General features: G+C 57.6%; 1 protein-coding gene. It reads right to left on the bottom strand.

All coding sequences use genetic code 11. The features are described 5' to 3' along the window. Positions 1-1,472, bottom strand: a 1,472-nt coding sequence (locus AC52W5_RS05600; protein ID WP_495670283.1) for a GGDEF domain-containing protein, incomplete at both ends; no start/stop codon positions are given.

Below are 1,472 nucleotides of genomic sequence, written 5' to 3'. Positions count from 1 at the left end.
GGTCGAGCTTGTCTTGCTTCTGTCTGTAACACACGATTGCGCCCGGCCTCCTTAGCCAGGAGCAGTGCGGCATCGGCGGTTCGAATGAGCTTGGTGAATGTGCAGTGCTCCGGAGCGGTCGCAACACCAAATGAGGCAGTGATTGCGCCGAGCTCACGTCCAGCATGCTCGATCTGAAGTCCTCCAATCTTAAGCCGTATCTCCTCTGCGCGCTGAGCGGCCTGCTCGATGCCCATGTTTGGCATCAGCAATAAAAACTCTTCCCCCCCATATCGAAAGGCGTCAGTGTCGCGAGCCGATTGCTTCAGGAGATCACCTACAGCGCGAAGGACGGTGTCGCCGGCGTCGTGCCCGAATTGGTCATTGAAACGCTTGAAATGATCGACATCGAACATGATACAGCTGATGGATTGATTTGTCCTGTTTGCCTCCATTAGCCGCGAATCCAGCACGGTCTCAAGCTGCCGTCGGTTGGCCAGCCCTGTCAGCGGATCAACCATGGCCATGGCCCGCAGCGTATCGCGAAGGCGAAGATTACCGACAGCGAGACTGACATTTTCCGCCAGCATCTTGAGATACGTCTCGGGGACGACATCCGACAAGGATTCGGAGATGTCCGTGCGTGGCTCAAGATAAAGGAGCCCGAGCGTCGCCCGCTGGGCAATCAAAGGAAGACAGACGGAGTCGATGGTCGCTCCCGTGACGTCAACATGGTCGCAGGAGACATCGGTACTATGCCCCTTCGGACGATGCAGTTCCCCGCGCTGTAACGCCCAGCACGCCATCGGTGAAAATTCGGCGATTGAATGCACTGGCGCAAGCCATGAGCATGCCTCGAGCAGAAGATTTTGTCCCCCATCGAAAAGATATAGACGACCCGCGAGGCTTGGCGCGATCTTCGGAACGAAGCTCTCGATAACGCGCTCCAGCTGATGCATCGTTTCGCATTCTTGCATTCGCTGAGTCATTCGGGACAGCAGGGATCGCTTCGCAAGATCGGCGCTCCGCTCCGCCTCTAAGCGCTGGCGTTCAAGGCCGTTCTCGCGGAAGACGCGAATGGCCTGTGCCATGTCGCCGATCTCGTCGATGTCGTCATAGACGGGAGGCTCTACCGCGTAGTCCTGGGCAGCGAGACGATTGACGATATCGCTCAGCCTGACAACCGGCCGCAACACGCGGCGCTTGAAAACGAAGTAGAGAACGCAAAGAAACAAGAACCCGGTAATCCCGAGAACAATTTCCGAAACGGTCCTCCAAAGCTTGGAGATATCGACTGCGGCAGCTACTTCGCTGTCTGTCCGCTGATCGAGACGATACTGAAAACGCTCAACGTCGGCAGCAACACGATCCAGCTGGCGATCGTATTCGGCTCCAAACAGGATACTGCGCGCTCGATCCGCGTCGCCCTGTTGCCGGGCCTTGATCGCCTCCTTCTGCTCACCCTCAAGGAGGTCGGCCTGGCGCATCGCGTC

This window comes from Nitrosospira sp. CT, assembly GCF_059489795.1.
This window is presented reverse-complemented; position numbering and strand designations above follow the sequence as displayed.